Genomic DNA, 20722 nt, shown 5'->3' with positions numbered 1-20722 from the left:
AACACTGGCCTCAATGATCTACCTCTGCCTAGGAGGACTGCAGGTCACGCTCCCCACCAGAACCTGAGGAGCCGCACACATAAGCGAATAGTAGCGCCGCGCACCGACAAGCCGCAGAATTCCATCCACAGCCTAAAACCACAGTGGCACAAGTGAATACAGTGACAGACTAGCCGAAGAATTCGGCCCGCGTCACCCATTGCTGACCGCCGGTCATCGGCGTAGATTCGACCGCGAAGCAGGCCCGGACATGACCGAACCGAAGAGCTGGTCCAGCGGGTGGAAGCCAGCCGCGCAGGAAGTGTGAGCCGCCCCCCACGTCAGCCGGGCCTGCCCAACTATGTCGAGCCTCCGTTGTGCCGGACCCGGAAGACGCTCACCTCGCCCTTGATGCCTTTGAGGTGCCGCGCTCCCGCGAACGACCAGCGGAATGTGTCGTCGTCGGCCAGCGCGGCCTGCACCGGCCCGGCGACCAGCACCGAACCGGGACGCGCCACCCCGGTCACTCGGCTGGCCAGGTTCACCGGGCTGCCGAACCAGTCCCCGACCCGGCTCACCGCCTCCCCCGCGGCGATACCGGCGCGCAGCCGCGGCAGCTCCCCGTCGGCCTCAGCGGCCTCGATCAGCCGCAGCACCGCATCCACCATCGGCGCCGGCTCCGGGCAGACGAACATCACCGCGTCGCCGATGGTCTTGATGAACCGCACCGGCGGGACGGCGATCTCACGGCCCAGCACCGTCAGACGTTCGGCGAGCTGAACCAGCTCCTCGGGCGGCACCATCTCGCCGAGCCGGGTAAAGCCGACCAGGTCGGCGAACGCCACGGTGATCTGCCGCGCGCCCGGCAGCGGTGCGCCGGCCATGCGCTCAACGGCGGTCACGGCGTCGATGTCGAGCTGATGGCGCAGCTGCAACATCAGCATGTCCTGGACGAAGGGGCCCAGCATCGGCGCCAGCCCCGCCACCAAATCCCGCGATCGCTGCGCGATCTCCAGCTCGGTGACGCCCGGCTCGCCGATCGCCGACAACACCGTGAAGCGCATGAAGTCGGCGGTGTGCGCCAGCCCGTCGGCCAGCACCCGGGCGGTCTGCAGGGCCTGCTCGGGGTCGATACCGGCCTCGATGAAGCGGCGCGCGTGCACGGCGATGCTGGCGTCGGCACGCATCTGCACCGGGGCGTCCGGATCGTCGACCCAGGGCAACCCGACCGCCCGGTGCAGCCGCTGCAACTGCTCGAGATCGACTCCGGTGGATTCGCTGATCTCGCGGGCCGACACGTACGTGCCGTCATCGCCGACCAGCCGGCGTGACGCCAACAACATCGGCGAGACATTCCGGCGAATCTCGTCAGTGGTGATGCCCTGTCCCAGCAACCATTCGATCAATTCGGCGCGCTCGGCGCGCGCAGGGCCGTCCAGCCCGTCGAGCAATTCGTCGATCTTGGGATCAGCCACGCCGCAAACGTATCTCCCGGCAGACTGTCGGGGTGGCTGAAGTCTTCGATGCGCTGACCGACGACCAACTCCGCGCGCGCGGGACGATCAAATGGAACCACTTCGACCCCGACGTGTTGCCGCTGTGGATCGCCGAGATGGACTTCCCCACCGCTCCGGCGGTGCTTGACGGCGTGCGTGCCTGCGTGGCCGCCGAGGAGTTCGGCTACCCGGCGCTTGGTTCTGCTGCGCTGCCGGTGGCGGCGGCAGGTTGGTGCGAGCGCCGCTACGGCTGGGCGGCTCGGCCGGAGTGGGTGCGGGTGGTGCCCGACGTGCTCAAGGGCATGGAGGTAGTCATCGCGTTCCTCACCCGGCCGGAGAGCCCGGTGGTGCTGCCGGTTCCGGCCTACATGCCGTTCTTCGACCTGCTGCTGGTCTCTGGCCGGCAGCGGGTGGAAATCCCGATGGCACAAGATGATTCCGGACGCTATCTGATCGATCTGGACGCGTTGGATGCCGCGTTCGCCGCCGGCGCGGGATCACTGATCCTGTGCAACCCGAACAATCCGCTGGGCACCGCGTTCACCGCCGAGGAGCTGCGCGCGATCGTGGAGATCGCCGCCCGCCACGGCGCGCGGGTGATCGCCGACGAGATCCATGCCCCGCTGGTCTATGACCGTCGGCACGTCGCGGCCGCCTCGGTGTCCGACGTCGCCGCCGACACCGTCGTCACACTGATGTCGGCGTCCAAGGGCTGGAACCTGCCGGGTCTGATGTGCGCGCAGGTGATGCTGTCCAACCAGCGCGACGCCGACGCCTGGGACAAGATCAACATGATGCACACCATGGGTGCGTCGACCGTCGGCATCCGCGCCAACATTGCCGCCTACACCGGCGGCGCCTGGCTGGACGACCTGCTGGTCTACCTGCGGGGCAACCGTGATCACCTGAGCCGGGTGTTGCCCGAGGCGGTGCCGGGACTGCGGGTCAGCCATCCGCAGGCCACCTACCTGGCGTGGCTGGACTTCCGGGCGCTGGAGCTGCCGGCCGAACCGGCGGATCATCTGCTGGCTCACGCGCGGGTGGCGCTGAGCCCGGGCATCCCGTTCGGCGGTGGCCGGGGCTTTGCGCGGCTGAACTTCGGGACCACCCGGGCGATCCTGAATCGGGCGATCGAGGCGATGGCCTTGGCGCTGCGCTGAACCGCTACCGTGGCGGAATGTCCTGCGTGTTCTGCGCCGTGGTCGCCGGCGAAGCCGCGGCCGTGCGGATCTTCGAAGACGACGACTACCTGGCGTTCCTCGACATCCGGCCGTTCACCCGCGGCCACACCCTGGTGATTCCCAAGCGGCACACCGTGGATCTGACCGACACCCCGGCTGAGACGCTGGCCGGCATGCTCGCGGTCGGCCAGCGCATCGCCCGGGCGTCGCGGGCCTCCGGACTGCACGCCGACGGCAACAACCTGGCGATCAACGACGGGCGGGCGGCCTTTCAGAGCGTGTTCCACATCCACCTGCACGTGGTGCCGCGCCGCAGCGGCGACAAGCTGTCGTTCGCCAAGGGCGTGCTGATGCGCCGCGACCCGGATCGGGAGCAGACCGGGAAAATCTTGCGGGCGGCACTGGCGGATGCCGACACCGCGCCGTCAGACTGAAGCCATGGACCATCTCCCGTCGATCGAAAAAGTGGGTGTCCGAGTGCTCGGTCTCCACGACCTGATCTACCGCTGGACCAACGGCCGGGTCGGCCACCGGCTGCCGGGCCTGCCGCCGAGCCTGATGTTGCACACCGTCGGCGCCAAGACCGGTCAACCCCGCACGTCGACCCTGTCCTATGCCCGCGACGGCGACACCTACCTGATCGTCGCGTCGATGGGTGGCGCTCCCCGCTCCCCCGGCTGGTACCACAACCTCAAGGCGCACCCGGATATCGAGATCAACGTCGGGCCGCAACGCCTGCGGGCCACCGCGCGGCCGATGCTGCCCGACGACCCCGACTACGCCCGGCTGTGGCGGATCGTCAACGCCAACAACGCCAACCGCTACGAGGCCTACCAGCGGCGCACTTCCCGGCCGATCCCGGTCGTGGTGCTCACGCCCGAATCGTCCACCTAACCGGCCGTCTTTCTCCCTACGGAAAACACTTATCCGTTGTTAAGTGGTTGCTTCGGTAGTACTTTGTCTTGACCAGGCTTCCCGTGTGTGGCCTGCAGAGCAGGGTTCGCCCTCGATCCAGACAAGGTGGGGCGATGAGCCGACGACGAAATCCGCAGCCGATGCGCCGGCGCACGGCACGCGCCGCGTTTGGGGCCGTGGTGGCCGCCGGAACCATCGGCGGGGTATTCGGGCTGAGTCCCCTCGCCCCCACGCCACCGGCGCACGCCGACGCAGACCTGGACTGGCTGGTCGAACTCTTCGCCCCGACCGCGGGCCTGGCCGCCGGCTCGGACCCGCTCGACGCCCCCGACCTGTTCGGCCTGGACTTCTACACCGTCCTGCACGACCAGGTTCAGTCCTGGATCACCAGCCCGCTGGGCCTTCAGATCGACAACACCATCAACCAGCTCGCCGGTGCGTATCTGATCGGCAACGGGATCGACGGGACCGTGGACAACCCCCACGGCGGCGCGGGCGGCCTGTGGTTCGGTGACGGCGGCGACGGATATGACCAGACGCTGGCCGGGGTCGCCGGTGGCAACGGCGGCGCGGCCGGAATGTTCGGTGACGGCGGAGCCGGCGGCGACGGCGGAGCCGGTGCCGCGGGAGGCATCGGCGGGGCCGGCGGGTGGTTCATGGGCAACGGCGGCGCCGGTGGAGCCGGCGGCGAGGGTGTGCTCGGCGGAGCCGGCGCGACCGGCGGGGCCGGCGGCGACGCGCTGGCCTGGTTCTTCGGCAATGGCGGAGCCGGCGGTGCCGGCGGTGCCGGCGGAGCCGGGGCCGCCGTGGGCGCTACCGGCGGAACGGGTGGCGCCGGCGGCGTCGGCGGCGTCGGCGGAGCAAGCCTGACAGCGCAATTCGGCAACGGCGGCCAGGGCGGGACGGGCGGCATCGGCGGGACCGGCGGAGTCGGCCGTACCGGATCCGACGGTACCGCCGCCACCATCGCCGGTGGTGCCGGCGACCGCGGCGACGACGGTGGCACCGGCGGGACCGGCGGCACCGGCGGCGTCGGCGGCGCGGGAGGCGCATCCGCCCACGGCACCGCGGGCCTGCAGGGCGTCGGCGGCGCCGGCGGGACCGGCGGCACGGGCGGCGATCCTGGCAACGGCGGCCGGGGCGGCGACGGCGATGCGACCCATCCCGACGGTGGAGCGGGCGGCAGCGGCGGCACTGCCGGGGCCGGCGGCGCAGGCGGCGCCGGTGGAGCGGGCTCGACCGCCGGGGCCACCGGCGCGACCGGGGCCTCGCCCACCGGCGCGGCCGGCAACGGCGGTGACGGCGGCAACGGCTACAACGCGACCGTCGCGGGTGCCAGCGGCGGCAAGGGCGGCGACGGCGGAACCGGCGGCGCGCACGGCAACGGCGGCAACGGCGGTGACGGCGGCGCCGGGGCGACCGGCAAGAACGGCGTCTCCGGCAGCAACGGCGGCAATGCCGGCGACGGCGGCAACGGTGGGGCCGGCGGCGCGGGCGGCAACTCCCTCGGCGACGGCAACGGCGGCAAGGGAGGTAGCGGCGGTGCGGCCGGCGACGGCGGCCGAGGCCTGGACCAATCCCAGCTTCCCCCGAGCGCCACCTTGCCCGGCAGCGGCGGCAACGGCGGGCAGGGCGGAGCCGGTGGTGCGGGCGGCAGCAGCGCCACCGCGCACGGCGCCGGGACCGGCAACGGCGGGGCCGGCGGTAAGGGCGGGGCCGGCGGCAACGGCGGCGGCAACGGCATCGCCACCCTGGACGTGGCCAACAGCGTCCAATACGGCAGTGGCGGCGACGGCGGGGCCGGTGGCGCCGGCGGCAACGGCGGCCTCGGCGATCACGGCGCCGCGGGCCCCAACCGCGGCTTCGACGGCGGCGACGGCGGCGCCGGTGGCCAGGGCGGGGCCGCCGGATCGGCCTACCAGGGCGACGCCGCCCAGGGCGAGCACGGCCGCTTCGGCACCAACGGCAACGGCGGCGCCGGTGGTGGCGGCGGGACCGGCGGCGGCGGCGGTACCGGCGGCACCGGGGTGACCAGTACGGGTGGCACCGGTGGCAACGGCGGCAGCGGTGGAACGGCCGGCGACGGTGGCGCCCCCGGCAGCGGCAACTACGCACAGCCCGGCATCAACAAGGCGCCCGTCGGGATCGGCGGCAACGGCGGCACCGGTGGTGCCGCGGGGGCCGGCGGCGCCGGTGGCGCCGGGGCTGCCGGTTTCAACGGCGGCACCGGCGGCAACGGCGGTGTGGGCGGTAACGGCGCCCACGGCGGCAACGCGACCGGCAGCTTCTACTCGCAGGGCTCCAGCGGCGGCAACGGCGGCTCAGGCGGCGCCGGCGGCAACGCCGGTGCCGGCGGAGCAGGCGGTTCGGGTGCGCAAGCCGGCGCCGGTGGCAATGCCGGTGCGGGCGGCCACGGCGGCGACGGCGGCGACGGTGGCACCGCGACCCTGGCCGGGACGAATGTGCACGGCGGGGCGGCCGGCGATGGCGGGGACGGCGGGGCCGCGGGCCATATCGCCGCGGGCGGTGCGGGGGCCCGCGGCGGCGACGGCGGCGACGGCGGAGTGGGTGGCCACGGCGGAACGGTCGGCAGCACCGGCGCCAACGGCGCCGGGGGTGCCGGCGGCGCCGGTTCGGGTGGGGTCGGCAATGGGGCCACCGGCGGCCCGGAGGGACCGGTCAACGCGTCCATTCCGCTGTATCTGCAAAGCGGCGGGATCAGCCCGATCGTCTACATCTCGATCAACGGCGGTCCGCCGGTGCCAGTACAGATCGACACCGGTTCCACCGGGTTGACCATGCTGGGCAACAGCTCGGGCCTCGGCGACTCGGTCTTCTCCGGCAGCGCAAGCTATGCCGGCCTGGGCAGTCAGTCGTATAGCTACCACACCTACGACACCACGGTCGGCTTCTGCGACAAGGCCGGCGTCTGCCCGGAGAGCCTGGTCACCGATCCCACCGCGGTCAATATCGTCGACCCGGCATCGAACGCTCTCATGATGAGCTACTTCAACCAGTACAACATTGTGGGCGTACTCGGCATCGGGCCGAACAACGGCTTCTCCGGAACCTCGACGATCATCTCGGCGCTGCCGGGCGCACTCAACCAGGGTGTGCTCATCGATGCCACCCGCGGCGAGGTGGTGTTCGGCCCCAACCAGCTGGACCCGGAACTGTCGCTCCCCGGCTCGCCGTTCGTCGACACCATGGTCTCGATCAACGGTGGCGCTCCGGTGGCCGTTTCCACCTCGATCGACTCCGGCGGCATGTTGGGCAGCGTTCCGCAGTGGCTGTTCCCCAGCGCCGGAATCGGTACGCACGTACCGGTCGGCACCGAAATCTCGGTGTACAGCGCCGACGGCGAGAAGCTGCTGTACTCCTTCACGACCACCGCGTCCAACAGTCCGTGGGTCTGGAGCAACAGCTCGATGAACAGCGGCTACTTCCCGTTCGCGGAAAACCCGATCTACATCGACTACCGCCCCAGCGGTTTCGGGTCAACGGTCTTCAGCGGCTAGAACAGCTCCTTGGCGAGCAGTTCCAGGGTCTGCTCACGCCCGGGCGCGGTCGCCGGATCGGTACCGCGCCGGGCCGAGGCCACCGGATTGACCATCACCTCGTCGACATCGAAGCGTTCGGCCAGCGCCTTGAGCTGGCCGGCGGCTTCGGCCGGCGCGCCGACGACCGCGCGCCGCAGCCCGCCGTCGACGATGCGCTGTTCGGCATCCGACAGCTGCGCCGCTTGGGCGTCCTCGACCAGGTCGACGGCGCCCAGCGGCCGTCCGGTCCGCAACCGGGCCATCATCTGCTGATTCGGCAGCATCAACGCCGTTGCCTCCTCGCGGGTTTCGGCGACCACGGCGTTGACCGTCAGAAACGTGGTCGGTTCGGCGCATAACGGACTGGGCACGAAATCCGCCCGGTAGGTGGCCAATGCTTCCTCGGTGCCGTGCCCGGAGAAGTGATGCGCGAACACGTACGGCAGGCCCTTGGCCGCGGCCAGCCGGGCCGAATACATGCTCGAACCCAGCAGCCACAGCTGCGGCTCGCTCGTCGCGGCCGGGGTGGCCTTGAGCAGGTAGTCGCCGTCGCGCAGCTGCACCTGCACGCCGCGGCTGCTCATCATCGCCCGCACATGGTCGAGATAGTCGGGGAAGTTCGCGATCTCTTGCTCGTCGTGGCCCCCGCGCAGCATGACGGAGGTGACCGGGTCCGAGCCGGGTGCCCGGCCGATTCCCAGGTCGATGCGGCCCGGCGCGGCGGCCTCCAGCAGCGCGAACTGTTCGGCGACGGCCAGCGGGGCGTGGTTGGGCAGCATCACCCCGCCGGACCCGAGCCGCAGCCGCGCGGTCTGTGCGGCCAGGTAGGCGATCAGCACCGGCGGGCTGGTGGCACCGACCGACGGCATGTTGTGGTGCTCGGCCAGCCAGTAGCGGGTGAAACCGAGCCGGTCGGCGGTCTGGGCCAGCCGCACCGTGGCGGCCAGCGCGTCGGCGGTGGACTGGTCGGTACGGACGGGAACGAGATCGAGAACGGAAAGGCGCACGTTGTTAGTCAACGTCACGCCTCAGCCGGATAGTCCCGCCAGCGCCGCCGCGTCAGCGAAGACGTCGTCTAGCATCGCCGGGGTCAGCCGGCCGGTGAACATGTTCTGCTGGCTGGGGTGATAGCAGCCGATCAGCCGTAGGCCGGGCCCGAGTTCTGCGACCGCCCGGTGGCCGAACTTCGGTTTCGGTTTGGCCACCCGCTCGGCCGCCAGGCGCAGTGCGACCTGCCAGGCGAAGCCGCCGAGTGCGACCATCACCCGCACGTGCGGGGAAAGCAGCCGCCACTCGGCGTCGAGCCACGGCGCGCAGGTGTTGCGCTCGGCGGTCGTCGGGGCGTTGGCCGGTGGTGCGCAGCGCACCGGGGCGATGATCCGGACGGTGTCGGTGTCCAGGCCGTCGGCGGCGTCGACACTGGTCGGCTGATTGACCAGGCCGGCGCGGTGCAACGCGGCATACAACTGGTCACCGGAGCGGTCACCGGTGAACATCCGCCCGGTCCGGTTCGCGCCGTTGGCCGCCGGCGCCAACCCGACGATGACGATCCGCGGCGTGGGTGACCCCCATCCCGGTACCGGACGGCCCCAATAGGGTTGATCAGCAAAGGATTTCCGCTTGGTGACGGCGACCTCTTCGCGCCAGCTGACCAGCCGCGGGCAGGCCCGGCACACGCTGATCAGCGCGTCCAGTTCGGGGATCGACTCGGTCTGGCCGGCCAGCTGCGCCACGTGCGCGGCGTCGTCGGCTTGCGGGGTCTTGCGCGTCGCCGGATCCCCCGGCCAGCCGGTACCGGGGGGCACCGGGGAGCCGAACGGTCGGCCGGTGCGCGGATGCGGATGCATTGGTCCATCCTCCCGTGCGCCGCCGGTCCTTGGCGAAGTTCGTAGGATCACTGGGTGACCGCCGACGCCCTGGCTCAGTTGATCGCCGACCTGCCCGACGGCATGGTGGTCACCGATCCGACCATCACCGCGGGCTACCGGCAGGACAACGCCCTGGACCCGTTGGCCGGCCAACCCCTGGCGGTGGTGCGTCCGCTGCGCACCGAAGACGTGCAGACCGTCATGCGCTGGGCCACCACGCACCGGGTGCCGGTGGTGACGCGCGGCGCGGGCACCGGGCTGTCCGGCGGCGCCACCGCGGTCGACGGCGGGATCGTGTTGTGCACCGAGAAGATGCGCGAGATCACCGTGGACCCGGTCACCCGCACCGCGGTGTGCCAGCCCGGCCTGTTCAACGCCGAGGTGAAAAAGGCCGTCGCCGCCCACGGCCTGTGGTACCCGCCGGATCCGTCGTCGTTCGAGATCTGCAGCATCGGCGGCAACATCGCCACCAACGCCGGCGGGCTGTGCTGCGTCAAGTACGGCGTCACCACCGACTACGTGCTGGGCCTCCAGGTGGTGTTGGCCGACGGCACCGCGGTGCGCCTGGGCGGGCCGCGCCTCAAAGACGTCGCCGGGCTGTCGTTGACCAAACTGTTCGTCGGCAGCGAGGGCACCCTCGGGGTGATCACCGAGGTGACCTTGCGGCTGCTGCCGGCTCAACCCAAGTCGGCGGTGGTGGTGGCCACATTCGACTCGGTGGCCGCCGCGGCCGAGGCGGTGCTCGACGTCTCCGGGCGGCTGCGCCCGTCGATGCTGGAGTTCATGGATGCCGCGGCGATCAACGCCGTCGAGGACCAGCTGCGGATGGGGCTCGATCGTGACGCCGCCGCCATGCTGGTGGCGGCCTCCGATGAGCGGGGCCACGCCGGTGCGGAGGACATCGAGCTGATCGCCCGGGTGTTCACCGAGCGCGGCGCCAAGGACGTGTTCTCCACCGACGACCCCATCGAGGCGGAAGGTTTCGTCGCGGCCCGGCGGTTCTGCATCCCGGCTGTCGAGGCCAAGGGGCCGCTATTGCTCGAGGACGTGGGGGTGCCGCTGCCGCAGCTGGGCGAGCTGATCACCGGCATTGAGAAGATCGCCGCCGAACACCGGTTGATGATCGCGGTGATCGCCCACGCCGGCGACGGTAACACCCACCCGCTGATCGTGCACGACCCGAATGATCCCGACGAGGTCCGCCGCGCCGAGACCGCATACGGCCAGATCATGGATCTGGCAATCGCTTTGGGCGGCACCATCACCGGCGAGCACGGGGTCGGACGGCTGAAGCGGCCGTGGCTGGCCCAGCAGCTAGGCCCTGCCGCGATGGCGCTGAACCAGCGGGTCAAGGCGGCGCTGGACCCGCTGAACATTCTCAACCCCGGCTCGGGGATCTGACCCCCGATCCGCAATCTGGCGACGCCGGGGTGGCCCGCAGGTGACCTTAGCCGGTGAAATGACGGGTTACGATGGCGCGTTTTCGAGTGCGGCCCGGAGGTAGGGTGCGGTGGTGCTGTCGGCGTTGGCGGCGACGTGCTCGGGGGTACCGGTGGCGACAATGCGGCCACCGTCTGCGCCGGCTCCGGGTCCGAGATCGATGACGTGGTCGGCCTGGGCGACGATGCGCATGTCGAGTTCGACCATGACGACGGTGTTGCCGGCATCGACGAGGCCTTGGGCGTGGGCGAGCAGGCGGTCGCTGTCGGAGGGATGTAGGCCGGCGGTGGGCTCGTCGAGGATGTAGAGCGCGTCACCTCGGTGTGCGCGTTGGAGCTCGGAGGCGAGTTTGACGCGTTGGGCCTCGCCGCCGGAGAGTTCTGTGGCCGGCTGTCCGAGTCGTAGGTAGCCCAATCCCACGTCGTGCAGGACGCTAAGCGAGCGAATGATGTCGTTCTCGCCGGTGAAGAAGGTGTGGGCCTCGTCGATGCTCATTGCGAGGACGTCGGCAACGTTGCGGTCCCGCCAGGTGATTTCGAGGGTGGACGGCTTATAACGGGTGCCGTGACAGTCCGGGCACGGGCTGTAGAGGCTGGGCAGAAATAGCAGCTCGACCATGACAAAGCCTTCGCCCTCGCAGGTCGAGCAGCGGCCCCCGGCGACGTTGAAGGAGAACTGGCCGGGTTTGTAGCGCCGTCGTCGTGCCTTCGGTGTTTCGGCGAATAGCTTGCGGACGTTGTCGAACAGACCGGTGTAGGTCGCCACGTTTGATCGTGGAGTGCGTCCGATGGGTCGCTGATCGATGGCGACGACACGGCGGAGCCCGCCGAGTGAGCCCTCGATACGGCCGTGGACCGTGCCCTGGTCGCCGGTCAGCAGCAGATCGGTGTCGTCTTGCGGTTCGGCAACTGCGCCGGATGCCGGTCGGCCCAATTGTTCGTTGACCAGGGCAGGCAGCGCCTGGCTGACCAGGCTTGATTTACCCGAGCCGGAGATGCCGGTCACCGCAGTCAGAACCCCGAGGGGAATCGACACGTCGAGATCGTGAATGTTGTTGCGTTCGATGCCATCGAGTTGGAGCCAGCCGCGCGGCGTTCGCCGCTCCGGCGAGACATGCTCCGAAGGGTCGAACAGATAACGCCTGGTAACGGAATCCCGTATGTCGGCGAGACCTGCGGGTGTCCCGCTGTAGAGCACATGGCCACCGTTCTCACCGGCGCCGGGGCCGATATCGACAAGCCAATCGGCCTCACGAATCACCGGCAAAGAGTGCTCAACAACAAAGACACTGTTTCCCCGCTCGCGAAGCCCATGAAGGATCCTCAGCAGAGCGGGGAGGTCGCCGGGATGCAGACCCGCGGAGGGCTCATCGAGCACATAGGCGACGCCGAATAGTTTCGACGACAGCTGGGTGGCCAGACGCAGCCGTTGCAGTTCTCCGCCCGACAGCGTGGGGGTTGTCCGGTCCAGCGACAGATATCCCAGTCCCAGCTCAATGATGGGCTCGATCCTGTGCAGCAGATCCTCAGCCAGCCGCCGGGCCGTGATGAGCTTCTCGGCCGATACGTTCGGGGTCCGTCGCACATCGGGAGCGCCAGCGTGTGCCGAACCCCCTGAGGCGACTCGTTGTCGCCTCGCCTCACTGCGGCGTGGTTCATCGAGCGCCTCGCCGGCCGCAGCGTCGCCGGGTGCCCAATCTTTGGCGAGGATGCGGCGCGCGATGTCGGCCACGCGCGCCAGTGGGAGCGACGCGAATTCGGCAATGTCCATGCCGTCGAACGTGACGGTCAGCGTTTCAGCCTTGACTCGTTTGCCGCGACAGGTCGGGCATACGGCACTGATGACAAACTGGGCGACCCGTTTTTTGACGGTTGCGCTTTTGGTGTTGGCGAAGGTGTCCAGCACGAAACGACGTGCGCCAACGAAGTTGCCTTCGTAGCTGGGCTCCATTCCTGCCTTGATGGCGCGGCGGGTTTGGGCGGGGGTGAAGCCCGAATACACCGGCACGGTGGGGCGTTCCTCGGTGAACAGGATCCAGTCCCGCTCTTTTTTCGGGAGGTCTTTCCACGCCGCGTCGACGTCGTATCCCAGTGAGACGAGGATGTCGCGAAGGTTCCCGCCCGGCCACCCTGGTGGCCAGGACGCGATCGCGCGCTCTCTGATGCTCAGAGTTGGGTCGGGCACCATCTTGTCGACGTCGACCTCGTAGATCCGTCCGATTCCGTGGCATGTCGGACACGCCCCCTGGACCGTGTTCGGGGAAAAGTCCTCGGCATACAGCATCGGCTGATGCGCCGGGTAGGACCCCGCGCGGGAGTACAGCATCCGGACCAGGCTGCCCAGTGTGGTCACGCTGGCGACGGTGGATCGGGCATTGCTTGCCCCGCGCTGTTGCTGCAGGGCGACCGCCGGAGGTAGACCCTCGACCAGATCGACGTCGGGCACACCGGCCTGGTCGATCAGGCGCCGGGCATACGGTGCGACCGACTCGAGGTAGCGACGCTGCGACTCAGCGAACAGTGTTCCGAAGGCCAACGACGATTTCCCTGAGCCTGAGACACCGGTGAACACCACCAGTGAGTCGCGCGGGACATCGAGGTCCACGTCGGCCAGGTTGTTCTGCCGCGCCCCGCGCACCACGACGCCGCCCCGCCAACCATGTTCAGTTTTCGCAGGTTGCACAGAGCGGCTGGTCATTGACGCGACGATAGTCAGCCGGATACCCGAGGATCGTCGGGCATTTCCCACTCGAGGATTGACAGACGATAAACCATGTCGTATCCATGAGACATGACGACCGCTTTGTCTCATCCGAAGTTCGAGCTGTGCAATGCCGACACCTGGCCGAACCCGTGGCCGATGTATGCCGCGCTGCGCGATCACGACCCGGTCCACCACGTGGTCCCGGCCGACAAGCCCGACCACGACTACTACGTGCTGTCCCGGCATGCCGACATCTGGGCGGCCGCCGCCGACCACGAGACCTTCTCCTCCGCACAGGGGCTGACGATCAACTACGGCGAGCTGGAGATGATCGGCCTGGCCGACAACCCGCCGATGGTGATGCAGGATCCCCCGGTGCACACCGAGTTCCGCAAGCTGGTGGCCCGTGGCTTCATGCCGCGGCAGGTCGAGCTGCTGGAGCCGAAGGTTCGCGAGTTCGTCGTCGAGCGCCTCGACCGGCTGCAGGCCGACGGCGGCGGGGACATCGTCGTCGACCTGTTCAAGCCGTTGCCGTCGATGGTCGTCGCGCACTACCTGGGGGTACCCGAACAGGACCGCGCCCAGTTCGACGGGTGGACCGACGCGATCGTCGCGGCCACCACCAGCGAGGACGGGGTCGCCTCGGCCGGGGACGCGATCGGCGAGATGATGGGCTACTTCACCGCGCTCATCGAACGCCGGCGATCCGAACCCGAAGACGACACAGTTTCGCATCTGGTGGCGGCCGGCATGGGCGCCGACGGTGACATCAAGGGGCTGCTGGCGGTGCTGGCTTTCACCTTCACCATGGTCACCGGCGGCAACGACACCACGACCGGAATGCTCGGCGGCTCAGTGCAATTGCTGCAACGCCACCGTGACCAGCGCCAGCTGCTGGTGGACCGGCCCGAGCTGATCCGCGATGCCGTCGAGGAGCTGTTGCGGTTGACCTCGCCCGTGCAAGGTCTGGCCCGCACCACCACCCGGGAGGTGACCATCGGCGACACCACCATTCCGGCCGGCCGCAAGGCGCTGCTTCTCTACGGCTCGGCCAACCGCGACGAGCGCCAGTTCGGGCCCAACGCCGCCGAACTGGACGTGCGGCGCAAGCCCCACCAGATCCTCACCTTCAGCTACGGTGCACACCACTGCATCGGCAACCAGGCCGCCCGCATGCAGGCCCGGGTGGCGCTGGAGGAGTTGCTCGCCCGCTGCCCGGACTATGCGATCGACGAGGCCGGGATCCGCTGGGCCGGAGGCAGTTACGTGCGGCGGCCGATGTCGATTCCGTTCACCGCCGCGTCATGATGGCCGGGCGGTCCTGGTTGTCGGATCAGCGCGGCGAGCTGGCCGCCGAGAAGATCCTCGACGCAGCCGAGACGCTGTTCGCCCAGCACGACCCCGGCTCGGTCGGCATGAATGAAATCGCCCGCGCCGCAGGGTGTTCGCGTGCCACGCTGTACCGCTACTTCGAGAACCGCGACGCGCTCTACGCCGCCTACGTACACCGCTGGGCCAACACCCTGTATCAGGAGCTGACCCAGCGGCTGGCCGGTATCGACGATCCGGCCGGGCGGCTGGTCACCGGGATCACCGAATCGCTGGCGCTGGTGCGGGCCAACCCGGCGCTGGCGTCGTGGTTCGCCGAGACCGGCCCGCCCATCGGTGCCGCGATGGCCGAGCGCTCCGAGGTCATCACCGTGATGGTCACGACGTTCCTGTCCGCGCTAGGGACCGACGACAGCGACACCGAGCAGCGCGCCCGCTGGGTGGTGCGGGTGATGACGTCGCTGCTGAGCTTTCCCGGCCGCAATGCCGACGACGAGCGGGCGATGCTGATGCAGTTCGTGGTTCCGGTCGTTGTGGCGCCGGATCGGCTCAGGACCTGACCCGGGTGAACCGGTGCAGCAGCCAGGACACCGGAATGGTGACCACCATCGTGAGCACGAACAGGTTGAGCATCGACCCGGTGTACACCGGGGCTCGTAGCACCTCCACCATCACCACCTCCATCAGCACCAGGTGGACCAGGAAGATCTCGTAGGAGATCTCCCCCAGCCACACCATCGGCCTACTGGCCAGCCACCGGGCGTACCAACCTTGGTTGCCCAGCGCCAGCGGCGCCACCGCCAGGGTGGCGATCGCAGCGTAGAAAGCCGCCTTGACCAGCGCCTCGGAAAGTTTGGTCGGCGACGTGGTGGGTTCCCCGGCGATCGGGGTGGCCGCGATGACATAGCAGATCAGCGCTAACGGAATCGCCACGAACCCATAGCAGCGCACGCCCATGGCCTGCAACACCGCCAGCGCCATTCCCCCGACGAACCAGACCAGGTAGGTCGGCAGCCACAGCCGGGCGCCGTCGGGCAGAAAATCAGTGGCGTGCACCAGAATCAGCCAGGCCGGGCTGATCACCGCCAGTGCCGTCAGTCCGGCCAGCAGCCGCACCGGTCGCCACTGTCGCCGACACAGCCGGACCAGCGTGAGATAGGCCAGCAGCGGCAGCACCACATAGAAGGCGACCTCCACGGCAAGGCTCCACATCTGGGTGAGGCCCTGATGCAGATAGCCGAACATGTAGTTGTCGGTGTAGATCTGGGTCAGTGTCAGGTTGCGCAACAACCCGATCCAGTTGTGGCCGGGGTTCGGGCCGGCGGTGCGGTAGTGGTAGATCAGGTAGGCCAGCAGCACGGTGACGACGTAGGCGGGCATGATGCGCAGCACCCGGCGCCAGGCGTAGCGGCGCACCGACGGGGCCGGACGATCGAATGCGGTGGCGCGCACCCAGGGCCGGAACAACAGGAAACCGGAGAGCACGAAGAAGATCGGCACCCCGATCTCCATGCGGGAACCCAGCAGTCCGGCGTAGCCGTGGGTGTACTTGCCGGTGGTGTAGGCCGCGTGGGTGCCGACGACCAGAATCGCGGCCACCGCGCGCACACCGGTCAGTGAGGCGACCCGATCGACGTGACCGACCTGCTCCAGCCCGCCTTGGGCGACCTCCTCCTGCGGCAGCGTCATCCCATCCGTTTCCGGTGCGGCCCCCCGTCGCGGTGGCGGTCGGGCTTGCCGGACGGACGATCGCGGCGCAAGTTGATCAGCTGGCCCTGGATGCGGGTGTGCTCCAGTGCCTTGAGCGTCTTGCCCGACAGTTTGGCCGGCAGTTCCACCAGCGAGTGATCCACCCTGATGCTGATATTGCCGAAGTCGCTGCGGTGCAGGCCGCCCTCGTTGGCCAGTGCCCCGACGATCGCCCCCGGGGACACCTTGTGCCGCTTGCCGACGGCGATCCGGTAGGTGGCGAATCCCTCTTTCGGGCCGCCCTTGCGGCCGTCCTTGCGATCTGGCTTCTCGAACCTCTCCCGCGGCCGGCGCTCGGCCGCAGGCGGTTCGGGCGCCATCAGGAACGCCTCCCCGTCGCGGGACTGCAGCGCCAGGGCCGCGGCGATGTCGGCCATCGGCACATCGTGGTCGCGGCTGTACTCCTCGACCAGGCTGCGGAACACATCGGTGCCGGGCGAGTTGAGGGTGGTGGTGATCGAGTCGGCGAACTTCGCCACCCGTTGAGCGTTGACGTCCTCGACGGTGGGCAGCGCCGACTCGGTGAGCTTCTGGCGGGTCGCCCGCTCGATCGCCTTGAGCAGATGGCGTTCCCGCGGGCTGACGAACAGCAGGGCGGTCCCCGACCGCCCGGCCCGCCCGGTGCGGCCGATGCGGTGCACGTACGCCTCGGTGTCGTGCGGGATGTCGTAGTTGACCACGTGGGAGATGCGTTCGACGTCCAGGCCGCGGGCGGCTACATCGGTGGCAACCAGGATGTCGATGTTGCCGCTCTTCAGCGCCGCGATGGTCCGCTCGCGCTGCGCCTGGACGATGTCACCGTTGATCGCCGCCGCGGAAAACCCTCGGGCGCGCAGCTTTTCGGCGACCTCCTCGGTGGCCTGCTTGGTGCGGACGAACACGATCATCGCCTCGAACGACTCGACTTCGAGTACCCGCGTCAGGGCGTCCATCTTGCGCGGGCCGGCGACCTCGATGTAGCGCTGCGAGATGTTCTCCGCCGTGGTCGTTTTCGCCTCGACGGTGACTTCGACCGGGTCGTGCAGATAGCGGGTGGTGATCCGGCGAATCGCCGGCGGCATCGTCGCCGAGAACAACGCCACCTGCTTGTACTCCGGGGTGTCGGCCAGGATGCGCTCGACATCCTCGGCGAATCCCATCTGCAGCATCTCGTCGGCCTCGTCGAGCACCAGGTAGTCCAGGTGTGACAGGTCCAGGCTGCCGCGTTCCAGGTGGTCGATGACCCGGCCCGGGGTGCCGACCACCACTTGGGCACCGCGTCGCAGCCCTGACAGCTGCACGGTGTAGGAGGCGCCGCCGTAGATCGGCAGCACGTTGACCCGCGGCAAATGCGCGCCGTAGCGCCCGAATGCCTCGGCGACCTGCAAGGCCAGCTCCCGGGTGGGGGCCAGCACCAGCGCCTGGGTGGCCTTGCTGGCGGTGTCGATGCGCGACAGGATCGGAATGGCGAACGCCGCGGTTTTGCCGGTGCCGGTCTGGGCCAGGCCGACCACATCGGAGCCGGCCAGCAACGCCGGGATGGTGGCGGCCTGAATCGCCGAGGGCGTCTCGTAGCCGACGTCGGCGACGGCCTGCAACACCGACGGGTGGATCTGCAGGTCAGCGAAGGTCGCGGCGAGTGGGTGGGAATCGGACCCGGGAGGGGTATCAAGCGAGGTCATGGCGTCTAGCAGTCTACGGGCAACAACGCCGGCCTATCGCCACGCCGTCCGTGCCTTGCCCGATGCTCGGCCGCGCCTCCCAGAGTTAACCCCGGCACGACGGTACGGTGCCCGGTGTGTTTGCTGCCGCTAGACCGTTAGCCGTGGTCGGCGCGCTGTCCGTGGCGCTGCTGGCCGGGTGCAGTTCCGGCGATTCCACCGTCGCCAAGACCCCGCAGAACACCAGCCCTGCGGCCGCACCCGACGGTCCTGCGGCCCCGTCGTCGGTGGCGACCGGCAGCATGCCGGCGCCGGCCGACCCGTGCGCGGTCAACCTGGCCGCCCCGGCGGTCGCCAAGGCCGTTTCGGAGCTGCCCCACGACCCGCGCAGCGGACAACCCTGGAGCCCGGAACCGCTGGCCGGCAACTACAGCGAGTGCGCCGACCTGTCAGCGGTGATCGTCAAGGCCAACACCAACGCCGACCATCCCAGCACCCGGGCGGTGCTGTTCCATCGCGGAGTGTTCCTTCCGCAATCCGTGCCGGACACCTACGGGTTCAACGGGATCGATCTCGCGCACTGCACCGCCGACACGGTGGCGTTGAAGAACGCCAGCGGCATCGCCGGACTGACCGGTCTGGCCAAATTCCGGTGGAACGGCACCGGGGTGGAGATCATCGGCAACACCCGGTAGCCGCAGATCCGGGACTACGTGTCGCGGCCGGAGTGCCGCCCGAGCTCGTCGGTGTCGTCAGGGTCGTCGCGGTAGTGCCGGTTGCGGTGCCCCGAGACCCTTCCGCTGATGCCGAATTTGGCCAGCACGTCGGGCACCGGCGTCCCGTTGACGATTGGACGGAAGTGCTGTCCGGTCTCGACATGAAAGCCGTTGCGGCTCACCGGCGGCGGCTCCGGCACCGAGGGCGCGACCGGCGGAAACTCGACGGTCAGCGGCTCGGTGACGGCATCGTCGTGCCGGATCAGTTGACGTGCTTCGTGCCGGGCCGGTCGGTAAAAGTGCCGGGCTGGGCGGTGGACGTGGTGCCGGGCCGGCGCGCGCGGCTCCGGCTGGATGGGCGCGACGGTCGGGATCAGCTCGGTCGGCTCGTCGACCTCGCGGGCCGCGTGCAGCGCCGCGATGTGGCGCGGCAGACTGACCCGTTCTGCGACGCGCGCCTCGGCGAGGTGAATCCCGTCGTCGGGTTCGTCAAGGTCCTCGAAGTCGCCGGCATCGTCGGAGTCGTCGGCCTCGTCGAGGTACCGGGATGTCCGGCGGGCCGGCGGGATGACGATGCCGACCAAAAACAGCGCGGCCGCCACGCCGAACAGGGCGATGAAGGCGGGCAGCAGCGTCGACTCCGACATCGCCGCCGCGAACGGCTCGTGCAGGAACTCGGGCAGCTGCCGGACCGCCGGGTGCGCGCCGCCCGGCATCGGCGGCAGGTTGGCCGAGATTCGCGACGTCATGAAGGCGGCCATGCCGGCACTGCCCAGCACCGCGCCGACCTGGCGGGTGGCGTTGTAGACCCCGGAGCCGGCGCCGGCCAGATGTGGCGGGAGGTTGCGGGTGGCCGTAGCGGCCAGCGGCGACCAGATGAACGCCATCCCGACGCCGACCGCCGCGAACGGCAACACGAGCCGCCAGATCGCGGTGGTGGGCGTCATCTCGATCGACAGCCACGTCAGCGCGATCGCCAGCACCGAGAAGCCGAACCCGACCATCGAGCGCGGGTGAGCCCGGTCGACGATCTTGCCGACGACTGGGGCCAAAACGCCGCTCGCGATCGCCATCGGCGCGGTCAGCAACGCCGATCGAGTCGGTGACATCCCGCACACCACTTGGGCGTAGAACATCACCGGCAGCACCATGGCGGTGGCGGCGAAGCCGATGACGGCCACTCCGAGGTTGGCCAGCCCGAAGTCGAGGTCACGGAAGATGTGCAGCGGGACCAGCGGCTCGCCTCCGGTGACCGCCTGCCAGTAGACGAAGACCGCCAGGCAGCCGATGCCCCCGACGATCAGCGCCCAGATCCACGGCGCCCACCCCTGCGACTCGCCTTCCTGCAGAGCGAAGACGACCAGGAACATCCCGATCCCGGACAGCGCCACCCCGATCCAGTCGAACCGATGCCGGTGCACCGGCAGGTCCGGGATCAACACGAACGCCAGGACCAAGCCCAGGACACCGACGGGAACGTTGACGAAGAAGATCCACTCCCAGCCGAGCCGGTCCACCAGCACCCCGCCCGCCAGGGGCCCGATCAGCGTCGCGACACCGGCGGTCGCTCCCCACACGCTCATCGCCATCCCGCGACGATCGGCGGGGAAGGTGCGGGTGATCACCGAGAGGGTCTGCGGCGTCAGCAGCGCGGCGCCGACGCCCTGCACCGCACGCGCGGTGACCAACATCTCGATCCCGCCCGCCAGGCCGCACCACAGCGAGGCGCCGGTGAACACCGCCAGCCCTACCAGGTAGAGGTTCTTCGGGCCGAACCGGTCGCCGAGCCGTCCGGCCACCAGCAGCGGCACCGCATAACCGAGCAGGTAGGCACTGGTAACCCAGATCACGGTGTCGTAGCCGACGCCGAGCGCGGCCATGATGCTCGGATTGGCGACCGCCACGATCGTCGAATCCACCAGGATCACGAAGAAGCCGAGCATCATCGCCCACAGCGCGTTCCACGGGTTGGTCGAATCCACGTGACCGGGTCGAGTCCGGCTGCTCGCGGTGCTCACAAGCGCCGCCCCTCCCCTCGCTGCGCTCTGCGGTTCCGGGCATGAAGCCACTTGATGCGACGCTACGGATAGATGTTGTCTTGAACAACTCACAGCGCCGACACGGTGATTCGCTGCCGAGGGCTACTGCGCCGTTGAAGCGGGTAAAC

The 20722-nt window shown here is 69.5% G+C and carries 15 protein-coding genes; 8 read left to right on the top strand and 7 right to left on the bottom strand.

Going from position 1 to position 20722, the window contains the following annotated elements; genetic code table 11:
• Positions 1–338: 338 nt before the first annotated feature.
• On the bottom strand, positions 339–1454 hold the full coding sequence (locus A5771_RS07630) for an adenylate/guanylate cyclase domain-containing protein (protein WP_064854602.1): 1116 nt from the start codon (positions 1452–1454) through the stop codon (positions 339–341).
• 32 nt (positions 1455–1486) lie between these two features.
• Here A5771_RS07630 and A5771_RS07625 point away from each other — a divergent pair, with 32 nt between their 5' ends.
• The 4 genes from A5771_RS07625 (at position 1487) to A5771_RS23310 (ending at position 7089) form a co-directional block, all read left to right on the top strand.
• Positions 1487–2635: a MalY/PatB family protein gene (locus tag A5771_RS07625; RefSeq protein WP_064854601.1), complete on the top strand. Its 1149-nt coding sequence runs from the start codon at positions 1487–1489 to the stop codon at positions 2633–2635.
• A 17-nt stretch (positions 2636–2652) separates the two neighbouring features.
• On the top strand, positions 2653–3090 hold the full coding sequence (locus A5771_RS07620) for an HIT family protein (protein WP_064854600.1): 438 nt from the start codon (positions 2653–2655) through the stop codon (positions 3088–3090).
• 4 nt (positions 3091–3094) lie between these two features.
• Positions 3095–3550, top strand: coding sequence for a nitroreductase family deazaflavin-dependent oxidoreductase (locus A5771_RS07615; protein ID WP_064854599.1), 456 nt, complete (start codon positions 3095–3097; stop codon positions 3548–3550).
• A 134-nt stretch (positions 3551–3684) separates the two neighbouring features.
• Entirely contained in the window at positions 3685–7089 is a 3405-nt protein-coding gene (locus A5771_RS23310; RefSeq protein ID WP_165606113.1) for a PecA family PE domain-processing aspartic protease, read from the top strand.
• On the opposite strand, the gene A5771_RS07605 is transcribed toward A5771_RS23310, so the two are convergent.
• Positions 7086–8117 (bottom strand): LLM class flavin-dependent oxidoreductase, encoded by a 1032-nt coding sequence (locus A5771_RS07605; protein ID WP_064854615.1) that lies wholly within the window; start codon positions 8115–8117, stop codon positions 7086–7088. The genes A5771_RS23310 and A5771_RS07605 overlap by 4 nt on opposite strands.
• Before the next feature lie 21 nt (positions 8118–8138).
• Positions 8139–8957 (bottom strand): uracil-DNA glycosylase, encoded by an 819-nt coding sequence (locus A5771_RS07600; RefSeq protein ID WP_064854597.1) that lies wholly within the window; start codon positions 8955–8957, stop codon positions 8139–8141.
• Positions 8958–9011: 54 nt separating this feature from the next.
• On the opposite strand from A5771_RS07600, the gene A5771_RS07595 reads away from it, so the two are divergent.
• A complete protein-coding gene (locus tag A5771_RS07595) occupies positions 9012–10379 on the top strand; it encodes an FAD-binding oxidoreductase (protein WP_064854596.1) in 1368 nt (455 codons plus the stop codon).
• Between the two features lie 66 nt (positions 10380–10445).
• On the opposite strand, the gene A5771_RS07590 is transcribed toward A5771_RS07595, so the two are convergent.
• Positions 10446–13115, bottom strand: a complete 2670-nt coding sequence (locus A5771_RS07590) for an excinuclease ABC subunit UvrA (RefSeq protein ID WP_064854595.1) — start codon at positions 13113–13115, stop codon at positions 10446–10448.
• A gap of 93 nt (positions 13116–13208) precedes the next feature.
• Between A5771_RS07590 and A5771_RS07585 the strand changes: the two genes are divergently transcribed.
• Both A5771_RS07585 and A5771_RS07580 read left to right on the top strand, forming a co-directional pair.
• Positions 13209–14429, top strand: coding sequence for a cytochrome P450 (locus A5771_RS07585; RefSeq protein ID WP_064854594.1), 1221 nt, complete (start codon positions 13209–13211; stop codon positions 14427–14429).
• The gene (locus A5771_RS07580) at positions 14429–15010 is read left to right on the top strand and encodes a TetR/AcrR family transcriptional regulator (RefSeq protein WP_064854593.1); all 582 of its coding nucleotides are present in this window, start codon (positions 14429–14431) and stop codon (positions 15008–15010) included. The genes A5771_RS07585 and A5771_RS07580 overlap by 1 nt, the downstream gene beginning before the upstream one ends.
• On the opposite strand, the gene A5771_RS07575 is transcribed toward A5771_RS07580, so the two are convergent.
• The gene (locus tag A5771_RS07575) at positions 15000–16139 is read right to left on the bottom strand and encodes an acyltransferase family protein (RefSeq protein WP_064854592.1); all 1140 of its coding nucleotides are present in this window, start codon (positions 16137–16139) and stop codon (positions 15000–15002) included. The genes A5771_RS07580 and A5771_RS07575 overlap by 11 nt on opposite strands.
• Positions 16136–17860: a DEAD/DEAH box helicase gene (locus tag A5771_RS07570; protein WP_064854591.1), complete on the bottom strand. Its 1725-nt coding sequence runs from the start codon at positions 17858–17860 to the stop codon at positions 16136–16138. The genes A5771_RS07575 and A5771_RS07570 overlap by 4 nt, the downstream gene beginning before the upstream one ends.
• 143 nt (positions 17861–18003) lie before the next feature.
• On the opposite strand from A5771_RS07570, the gene A5771_RS07565 reads away from it, so the two are divergent.
• Positions 18004–18534: an LppP/LprE family lipoprotein gene (locus tag A5771_RS07565; protein ID WP_109401057.1), complete on the top strand. Its 531-nt coding sequence runs from the start codon at positions 18004–18006 to the stop codon at positions 18532–18534.
• A 14-nt stretch (positions 18535–18548) separates the two neighbouring features.
• Here A5771_RS07565 and A5771_RS07560 read toward each other — a convergent pair whose 3' ends face one another.
• Entirely contained in the window at positions 18549–20501 is a 1953-nt protein-coding gene (locus tag A5771_RS07560; RefSeq protein ID WP_082947110.1) for an MFS transporter, read from the bottom strand.
• Positions 20502–20722: the final 221 nt, after the last annotated feature.

The organism is Mycolicibacter sinensis, from assembly GCF_001667375.1.
Classification (GTDB): Bacteria; Actinomycetota; Actinomycetes; order Mycobacteriales; family Mycobacteriaceae; genus Mycobacterium; species Mycobacterium sinense_A.
Note: the sequence above shows the minus strand (reverse complement) of the source record. Positions and strands in the feature narration are given on the sequence as shown.

What these genes read in the sequence shown, in the direction of transcription:
- A5771_RS07620 (WP_064854600.1), top strand. Translation starts at nt 2,653, where the DNA reads ATGTCCTGCGTGTTCTGCGCCGTGGTCGCCGGCGAAGCCGCGGCCGTG.
- A5771_RS07615 (WP_064854599.1), top strand. Translation starts at nt 3,095, where the DNA reads ATGGACCATCTCCCGTCGATCGAAAAAGTGGGTGTCCGAGTGCTCGGT.
- A5771_RS23310 (WP_165606113.1), top strand. Translation starts at nt 3,685, where the DNA reads ATGAGCCGACGACGAAATCCGCAGCCGATGCGCCGGCGCACGGCACGC.
- A5771_RS07600 (WP_064854597.1), bottom strand. Translation starts at nt 8,957, where the DNA reads ATGCATCCGCATCCGCGCACCGGCCGACCGTTCGGCTCCCCGGTGCCC.
- A5771_RS07590 (WP_064854595.1), bottom strand. Translation starts at nt 13,115, where the DNA reads ATGACCAGCCGCTCTGTGCAACCTGCGAAAACTGAACATGGTTGGCGG.
- A5771_RS07585 (WP_064854594.1), top strand. Translation starts at nt 13,209, where the DNA reads ATGACGACCGCTTTGTCTCATCCGAAGTTCGAGCTGTGCAATGCCGAC.
- A5771_RS07580 (WP_064854593.1), top strand. Translation starts at nt 14,429, where the DNA reads ATGGCCGGGCGGTCCTGGTTGTCGGATCAGCGCGGCGAGCTGGCCGCC.
- A5771_RS07575 (WP_064854592.1), bottom strand. Translation starts at nt 16,139, where the DNA reads ATGACGCTGCCGCAGGAGGAGGTCGCCCAAGGCGGGCTGGAGCAGGTC.
- A5771_RS07570 (WP_064854591.1), bottom strand. Translation starts at nt 17,860, where the DNA reads ATGACCTCGCTTGATACCCCTCCCGGGTCCGATTCCCACCCACTCGCC.
- A5771_RS07560 (WP_082947110.1), bottom strand. Translation starts at nt 20,501, where the DNA reads ATGATGCTCGGCTTCTTCGTGATCCTGGTGGATTCGACGATCGTGGCG.